An 8,500-nucleotide genomic window follows, 5' to 3' on the forward strand; every position below is an offset into this window, starting at 1 on the left:
GGTGGGATTTATGATTTTTCTTATCTTAAGCAAAATATCCATATGAGTGGGAGCTGCCACAACCGCAGCCAACTCATCGATAGTAGCGTGTCCTTTCTGCCAGAGATACCAAAGTATTTCCCTGCTTTCCCCATTCAACTCCGCTGCAACTCTATCCACTGTTTCCTCATCGATCTTTAGTAAGGCCATTCCATAAATCTTCTTCCTCCACGTCTCCAAGTTAGCCATTATGATCCATACTTTTGATGTGCGCCCGGTCTCCATCTGCTTATATGAAATACAGATAGTATTTTTCCTCCTGAAAACAAAATTTCTCTCTTCTATTGTAACGTTCGTTATATTGCTAAGTGGTGTCTCAAATATGATACCTGCTGGTTGGAAAAGGAATAACCTCTTATTGGTAAGATAAAGATGGCCAAGCTTCCAGCCAGACCGTAAATTACCAACATAGCCTCCCTGCTCACGTAGAATAATCTCCTCATCTTGAGTTAATGGAGGCTCTTTCACTTTTCTCACCCTATCTCTGCCCCTACCTCAGTCTTCTCTCGACGCTTAATTTCCTCATGTAGTGCCCTAATTAGTTCTTCCAATTCTTCCGTTTTTGATTTAATCTCTTGGCTATCATCGTTAGCTAAAGCGGTCTTTACCTTCAGTATTGCTTTTTCAATCTCTTCTACTTTGGTCTCGTCTAGTCTTCTCGCAGCTTCTTCCATAGTCATTTGAGCCGCGTGGATCATGCTATCCGCCTGAATCCTTATCTCCACTTCCTCTCGTTGCTTCCTATCTTCCTCGGCATAAGCTTGAGCCTCTTCAATCATCCACTTTATTTCCTCTTCCGACAGTGCCTTTGGAGAGGTAATCCTCATGCTCTGTTCCTTCTCTGTATGCAGATCTTTGGCAGAAACATGTACAATACCATCTGCATCGATGTCAAAGGTCACCTCAATCTGTGGCATTCCTCGTGGAGCTGGAGGGATGCCCACAAGCTGAAATCTACCAAGACTCATATTATACATGGCCATCTCTCGCTCCCCCTGCAAGACATGAATATCTACCTCAGTCTGATTATCGGCAGCGGTGGTAAAGATCTGCCCGCAAGAGGTAGGGATGGTGGTATTTCTTTCAATGATTTTGGCAAATATCCCGCCCTGCGTTTCAATGCCCAGAGATAAGGGAGTAACATCCACCAAGACCGCCTTCCTCACTTCGCCCGCTAAGATACCAGCTTGAATCGCCGCTCCAATGGCAACAACCTCATCCGGATTAATATCCTTATAAGGCTCTTTGCCTATCAGCTCCTTAATCAGTCTCTGCACAGATGGCATTCTGGTTGCTCCACCCACTAACACTACTCTGTCAATATCGTCAGGCTCAAGCTCTGCATCGGCTAGTGCCTGCCTGGTAGGACCAACCATCTTTTGTAACAAATCTACTGTTAGCTCCTCCAATTTTTCCCTGGTTAGAGTGATATCCAGATGCTTAGAATCATCTCCATCAGTAACCAGGAAAGGCAATTTAATGTCAGTGATTGATACGCTGGATAGTTCAATCTTAGCCTTTTCTGCTGCCTCTTTCAGCCTTTGCAAAGCCACCTTGTCCTTCCGCAAATCAATCCCATGCTCTTTCTGGAATTCGGTAACCAGATAATCCATTATTCGATCATCATAATCATCCCCACCTAACCAGGTATTGCCGTTAACGGCTTTGACTTCAAACACTCCTTCGCCTAACTCTAAGATAGAAACATCGAAGGTACCACCACCGAGGTCCCAAACGAGGATGGTATGAACACCCTCCTTATCTAAGCCATAGGCCAGCGAAGCAGCAGTTGGTTCGTTAATGATCCTGACTACATCCAAACCAGCAATAGTGCCGGCATCTTTGGTGGCCTGACGCTGGCTATCATTAAAGTAGGCGGGCACAGTAATCACTGCTTTCTTTATCTTCTCACCTAAATAGTTTTCCGCATCTGTTTTAAGTTTCCGCAAAATCAAGCTAGAGATCTCTTGAGGTGTATATTCTTTATCATCTATCCTCACTTTATAGTCGGAGCCCATATGCCTCTTAATTGAAGCGATGGTGTGCTGTGGGTTGGCAATGGCTTGTCTTTTAGCTAACTCGCCAACCAATCGTTTTCCGTCTTTAGTAAAAGCCACCACCGATGGAGTCAATCGACCACCCTCAGCATTTGGTATAATTGTGGCCTGACCACCTTCCACAAATGCCACCACCGAGTTAGTGGTCCCCAAATCAATTCCAATTGCCTTAGCCATTCTTCTCTCCCCTGGGTTAGCTATTCGGTTGTTACCGCCACTTCAGCCAACCGTTTCTTTAGCTTTGGGCTAACCCATCCACATTCTGAGCATCCTTTCTCCAGAAGCTCCTTTACGGATGCTCTACTACCACATTGAGGGCAGGTCTCCATTTCATCTTCTAACTCTGGAAGGATGGGATTCTCCTCCAGATAAAGCCCCATGGCATTCAAATTTTGCTCAATAGCATCTTTTAACTGGTTTGTTTCTACAGCACTAAGCCGATATACTTCATCCTGTTTATCGATAAGATAGAGTACCTGTTTTTTCTTTTCTTTAACAAAATGCTCTTCCTCTTTCATTATCAGTGCTCCTATTTCTTCTAACGGTATCTGAAGTGTAATCTCGTTAAAATCTTGATGGTGGAGAATAAGTCTTTTATTAGTCAAATAAAAATAGCCTGGCCTCCAGGCAGTATATATTCCTTTACTATAATAATGAGAGCCATACATTTTCAGAACAATCTCTTCTCCTTCAAGCAAAGAGATTTCTTTCTTCTTTCTGTGCTCTCTCTCCCAGGCTCGGGTGCGCTCATCCCAGGATTGCATAACCCCATACTTTAACATGGTTTCCATTCCAGCCAAGGCAGCCCTTAAGTTAACACCGATGAGGGGAATGCCAGCAACGGAGATGATAATGTCGGCGTTAATTACCAGACCTTTATCTAAAATTCTATCTAATAAATCAACCAGGGTGGCCTGTGTATCTCGAATCGGTTCCATCTATCTCCCTGTGCACGGATTTTAGCTGCGTAAATATTGTTTAAGTGAAGCTGTAGGGTGGCCAAGGTCCCGTAAAACGAACAGAGAACCCCTCCATCTTATTAATTTTCTCCAGTTCTTCTCCTAATTCCTTAGATTTATCCTTACGCACCAGGCAGGACAGGTTCATGAGCATCTGTTTGTCTTTATCGATCTCCTTTGTCTTTTCCACCCGAAGATCATCAACGTGCTTCTTGGTTTGGTTATAAAAACCCTTGAAGTACTGGTCTGCCTTTGCTTCCATCTCTTTCTTTATCGCCCTTTCTAGCTTTTGCTTATACATGTAAGCCGCTCCCTTTGGCTTCGACTTCATTTCTTTCTCTAATTTTTGAATCTCTTCATTCCTTTGGACAATCTTATGGGCAATTACCTTTGGATCCCAGAAGACCTGTACCCCATATTCTTCCTTGCCTCTAACCTTCTCCATCTTCTCCTTAAGACTCTCATAGTCTTCTCTTAACCAATTCTTCATATTCTCGTCTGGGTCAGTATCCTCATTCCCTTGAATTATGGTATCAAACCCTAGAGGGAGCACGGTACCGAATTTTTCCCAGGCGATGTCAACCACTTTTTGATGTGCCATTATCCAACTTTTCACTACTTCGTTATCTTCTGATTTATACGGTTGGGCAGGGCAGTTGTGAACGACTGCACAGAGATCCTTGTAAGGAATAGTATAAACCTCATTACCTTCTATCCCGATTTTGCCCAGGCTTATTCTTTCGCTACCTTCAGCCACGCAGTAAAGGTATTTTCCATCGCTGTCCTTTTTAGGGCGGGCTCCAACCTCACTTGAGGCAGAAATTTCAGCTTCGGGAGGTGCAACTAATTCAGTCTCCTGGATTCCTGCAGATTCTTGAGGGGTAATACTTGCAGATAATGGTGGCGTTTCTTCTACCTCAGGAGATTCCTTTAACATGTCTTCCACTACCCTGGAGATAGCATCTCGAGTAGCCGCTCTAAGTTCGGGAAGAAGTAAAGTTTTAACTGCCTCTTTTACTATATCCTCACTATCAGCAAGTGCGCTCCTTATTTCTTGCCGCACGATCCGTTCTATTATTTCTCTTATCCCTTTCATATCTTGTTGCCTTACCCTCAAAATTCTAACCAGTTCACCTGAAAGATGGCGTATAAGTGATTGAACACAAAAGGCCATAGGCTGAATTTTGCCCTGGGCCAGGACATAAATCCTGTTTTTAGTATGAACTAACTAAATTCTCTTTTTCTCTGCTTCTTCCTTCCACCTCTCAGGATTTATGATCTTATCTATTACCTCATCCACAATACTATCCAGACCATCTCTCACTGACTTGACCGACTCGGTGATTCCTTGCTCCTTTTTTATCTCCTCAATAGCTATATCAAGATCCATCAGGGCTCCCCCTAACCTCTCTATTTCTTGCTCAGATAGACTGCCTCCCTCCATGCGCTTCATTGCCTGAAGCTTGAGGGCATCTTTAATTATCTCTACCAAAGCAATAACTAAACCCAAAACCCCGTGTTTTAGATTATCTTCATCAATATCTATGGGCATAAATTAGCTTACTCTTTCTTTATTTTGACTTCTAAGATGCCATTTCTATAAGTTTTTTCTAACATTCCTTTGGGTTCACAGGGGAGTTTCAACTCCTGATGATATTTGCGGTCAGAAATATCTATAGATATAACAAGAGTATCATCTTGTAGATCGACTTTTATATCATTCTCATCTACCCCCGGAATTTCAGCAATTATCTTAATGTGGTCTTTCTCATCGAAGACATCCACCGGGCGTTCCTGAGGTGCTGAGGGAGGAGTTTCTTTTCTAACGGCAGTTCTTCCTTTGGCCGGAGGTCTTACACCAAATTCCCTACGGATATGAAGACTTCCCTCCTCCCCAACTTTTTTCAGTGGTTCTTCCTTCAACTTACGCTCTACTTCTTCATCAATTTTCTTTAACCTCTCCTTGAAGGCCGGAGATTTCTCTAACCCTTTAATTAAGCCTCCGAGCCCTGGGATCACATTGCCAATCCCTTTAAGTACACCTCCAGCTATTCCTTCCGATTCTTCCTTCTTGACCTTGGCTTCCTCCAACTTTTTTATCTTCTCTTCAAGCTCTCTTATCTTCTTCTCCTGATTAACTTCCTTCTTTTTACCCGATCCTTTCACTGTTTTCACCTTCTCTCCCTCATTTCCGAGGTCAGATGTCAAAATTCAGATGTCAGACTCTCTCACTTCTGATTTCTGCCCTCTGGCTTCCATCCACAGATATAACATCCTTTTTCAACTAGCTGTTCTGTTACTACTAAAGCACCACATTTAGGACAGTTTGTCCGATATGAATGTATGTTCTCTTTTCTGCACCCTGTACTAGTTTGTTCTTTTACCTGACTAGCTTGCTCAACCTGAGCTAGTTCAATTTCATCTTCTGTCCCTTGCCAGCCACATGCGTAGCAGCCATTTTTGATTAATTCCTTCTTTACGACACGCTTTCCGCAAGACGGGCAACGCATCCAACACTTAGAAGCCGCTTCTTTTCTCTTTTCAGCCTCTATTGATTCATCCATATGGTCTAAAACCTTATCTCCTAAACCCAAGGTTGGATCTATGGGAATACCTAAAATATTAAGGCCGCCAAATCTAGTCTTCTGCTTCTTTTCCATAAGATTTCAACCAAGTTTATGCTTCTGCTTTGAGTGCCCTGGCTTTGGCACTAATCCAGCCGCACCACGGGCATCCGATAGTAATAAGTTCCTCTGTGGCCACCCTTTTATCACACTGGGGACAATTTTCTTTTCCTACCATAGCTTCCTTCCAAGCTGCAGTCTCATAATTGGTTCCGGAAGGAAATTCTAACCCATATTTGGCTGCCGTCTCAAATGAAGCCAGGGCTGCCCGAATCTTGATACCCAGAAGTTCTACCCCGGCCACTGAAACGGTGATATCTGCATTGATGACCAATCCTTTATCCAGAATCCTATCTATTACATCGACCAAAGTACCGCTACTATCTCTAGATGGTTCTAAAGCCATAGAAATTTACGCCAGCGGACTGATGGTTTAAACCATCAGCGGGGAATGGCGTATCCTCCTTTCTTGTGTTATAATTATTTTAGGTAGAAAGTTGAAAATACTACTACCGTTTCGCACCTTGACATAAGTCGTGTTCGGAGAGTTGTTATACTGAAATCCCGTATGACGTAAAACACGTCGGGTGTTACTGGTATGGTGCAACTTAACTGGCTTGGACGGAGCCTTCGGTCTTGGCCACGAAGTTTGTGGTGTCACCGAGAAGCTGTCTGCTTTAGCTCACAGAGTCGTCACTTGATCACATCACTTTCTCTTTAAGACAACACCTATAGCCTCCAATTTTTTCTTAAGCTCTTTTTCCTTCTCTTTGTATTGCTCCTCGCTTATTTCACCACTTTCATAGCCCATTCTGATCTCCAAGAGTTTCCCCTTAAGTATCGATTCAAGATCTGATTCATACTCAGCTTGCTCTCTGATCTCCTCAAGGACAGTTTCTGCTAATATCTTGGGCCAAGTCACTATACCCCTTAACCCCACCTCAATGGGAGGCACTTCTCTCCTCCGAACTGCCGGTGTTATTGCCTCACCCCACTGCCAGCTCGGCATTATCGCCCAAAACCTGACTATGGTGATGGGTGGTTATGCAAATTGATTCGTTGCTCGGCCGTACATGATCTCAGAAAGATTTGTTAGATCATCTAACCCTTTGATTTCATGGGGAAATAATGGAACCTGGTTGATGAGATACCCAGAAAATTTCTTGCTTGCTTCTTGAACATATTTTTGTTGCTCTCTGCTTTTGAGTGCACAAAAACTGCACTCGCTGGGGGGAATAACCATATTAATAACAACGTAATGACAGGAAATCTTGAGTTCCTTAAGAGCAACCTGAAGCCGCTCCATTTCTGCAAGACCCATAGCTTCAGGGATGGTTATGATCACAAACTCACTTTTCTTGGCATCCATAAGGGTTTCCTGTATCTCTCTGACACTCTTTGACAGATCCACCATCCGCTCAGCCAAACTGGTCAGGCGCACCACCCCTTTATACTTCAAGAGCAACCTGAAGAGCGTCTTCAGCCAATCCCTAACCAGCCCAGGGAGTTCCAGAAAGCGAAGAAGGTGCCCTGTCGCTGCTAAATCTAAGATATAAAAATCAAACTCTCTGTCTTCTACAAACTCCATAATCTTCTTTAAAGCCATAATTTCATCCAATCCAGGGGGAGAAAGAGAAATAAGTTCAGTCATCACCTCCCGATCGAACTTTATATCTATTCCCCCGCCAAGGAACTTATCAAACACTTCCTCTATATCTGCTTTATATTCCTTCTTAAGATCCTCAAGTAACCTTCCAGCATCTATCTCTAAACCATAAAGATTATTTACATCTTTTATAAGTGTGATTTTGTCGCCTATTGGACAGTCAAAACTATCGGATAAGGAATGGGCAGGATCAGTGGAAAAGACCAGGACTTTTTTATCAGGATTACACCTGGCCATACGCAAAGCTGTAGCCGCAGCTATGGAGGTTTTACCTACTCCCCCTTTGCCACCGAAGAGAATGAATTGTAAATCTTTTTTAAGAAGATCCGACATCCCCGCTGTAGGAGTAGATGATATTTCTAGCGGAGGCTCGAGGAAAGAAGGCTTATGGCTATAACTGGCCTTCTCAAGCAAAATTTCAGCAAACTCTCTTAAAGCCTCTATTCCCCGAATTTCGTGGGGAAATAAGGGCATCTTGATGAGATTATAAGCAGCAAATTTCTCCTCAATTTCTCTAACATGCTTCTGCTGATCTCTGCTTCTAGATAAACAAAAAGGACATTCCTCTCCTCCAGCTACTCGATTAACTATGATGTTCCTTACGGGAATTTTATGTTCTTTTAGAGTAAGGAGCAGCCTTTCTGTCTCGTCTATGCTCAAAGACTCTGGGATAGTGACGGGAACAAATTCAGTTAACTGAGAATTGTTAAGGAGAGATTTCACCCGGCCTATATCCTCTACCATCATCTCCAGAAACTTATCGCAATCATCTTTTACGTATTTGCCGGTGAAGTGCCTAAACAAGTAGCGGTGCTTATCCTGCATCATATCCATAACATGAATCCACTTCTCCATCTGTGCAGGCAGAGCTAGTAGCCTGATAGTGTGCCCTGTGGGTGCGGTATCTAGAATAATTAAATTATATTGTCCACTTCGGAGGATATTGGCAACTTCTATGATAGCCATTACCTCGTCCAAACCCGGCAGGGAAAGGGAAAAGAAATCTTCTATATCTTGTCTGTCAAAGTAGGTGCCTCTATCAGCTAACTTCTTAATCACGCTCCCATGCTTCCTGTTGAAATCTTCAAGTAATGCTGAAGCATTCATCTCCAGGGCCCAGAGATTATTTACCCCACTTATGGATGTGATCTTATT

At 43.2% G+C, this 8,500-nt stretch carries 10 protein-coding genes; all 10 read right to left on the bottom strand.

The annotated features are described in order from the left end of the window. Positions 1-516: PH domain-containing protein (locus HW443_RS08055; RefSeq protein WP_176238047.1), on the bottom strand; the 516-nt coding region annotated here is incomplete at its 3' end. Then, positions 513-2,273 (bottom strand): molecular chaperone DnaK, encoded by a 1,761-nt coding sequence (gene dnaK / locus HW443_RS08060; RefSeq protein ID WP_176230937.1) that lies wholly within the window; start codon positions 2,271-2,273, stop codon positions 513-515. The genes dnaK and HW443_RS08055, both read right to left, overlap by 4 nt. Before the next feature lie 20 nt (positions 2,274-2,293). Beyond that, a complete protein-coding gene (locus tag HW443_RS08065) occupies positions 2,294-3,034 on the bottom strand; it encodes a gas vesicle protein (protein ID WP_176230938.1) in 741 nt (246 codons plus the stop codon). Positions 3,035-3,074: 40 nt separating this feature from the next. After that, on the bottom strand, positions 3,075-4,151 hold the full coding sequence (gene gvpL, locus HW443_RS08070; protein ID WP_176237151.1) for a gas vesicle protein GvpL: 1,077 nt from the start codon (positions 4,149-4,151) through the stop codon (positions 3,075-3,077). Positions 4,152-4,283: 132 nt separating this feature from the next. After that, positions 4,284-4,607 carry a gas vesicle protein K gene (locus HW443_RS08075; RefSeq protein ID WP_176226710.1) on the bottom strand — a complete coding sequence of 108 codons (324 nt, stop codon included), beginning with the start codon at positions 4,605-4,607 and terminating at the stop codon, positions 4,284-4,286. 8 nt (positions 4,608-4,615) lie between these two features. Then, positions 4,616-5,146, bottom strand: coding sequence for an Hsp20/alpha crystallin family protein (locus HW443_RS08080; protein ID WP_176230940.1), 531 nt, complete (start codon positions 5,144-5,146; stop codon positions 4,616-4,618). A 137-nt stretch (positions 5,147-5,283) separates the two neighbouring features. Next, the gene (locus HW443_RS08085) at positions 5,284-5,715 is read right to left on the bottom strand and encodes a hypothetical protein (RefSeq protein WP_176230941.1); all 432 of its coding nucleotides are present in this window, start codon (positions 5,713-5,715) and stop codon (positions 5,284-5,286) included. 16 nt (positions 5,716-5,731) lie between these two features. Further along, positions 5,732-6,085: a gas vesicle protein gene (locus HW443_RS08090; protein ID WP_176230942.1), complete on the bottom strand. Its 354-nt coding sequence runs from the start codon at positions 6,083-6,085 to the stop codon at positions 5,732-5,734. Between the two features lie 300 nt (positions 6,086-6,385). Then, the gene (locus tag HW443_RS08095) at positions 6,386-6,634 is read right to left on the bottom strand and encodes a gas vesicle protein GvpG (protein ID WP_219857231.1); all 249 of its coding nucleotides are present in this window, start codon (positions 6,632-6,634) and stop codon (positions 6,386-6,388) included. An 87-nt stretch (positions 6,635-6,721) separates the two neighbouring features. Then, the coding region (locus HW443_RS08100) for an ArsA family ATPase (protein ID WP_176238048.1) at positions 6,722-8,500 on the bottom strand (1,779 nt) is incomplete at its 5' end.

Origin of the sequence: Candidatus Hakubella thermalkaliphila (genome assembly GCF_013281975.1) — a bacterium.
GTDB classification, from domain to species: Bacteria; Actinomycetota; Humimicrobiia; order Hakubellales; family Hakubellaceae; genus Hakubella; species Hakubella thermalkaliphila.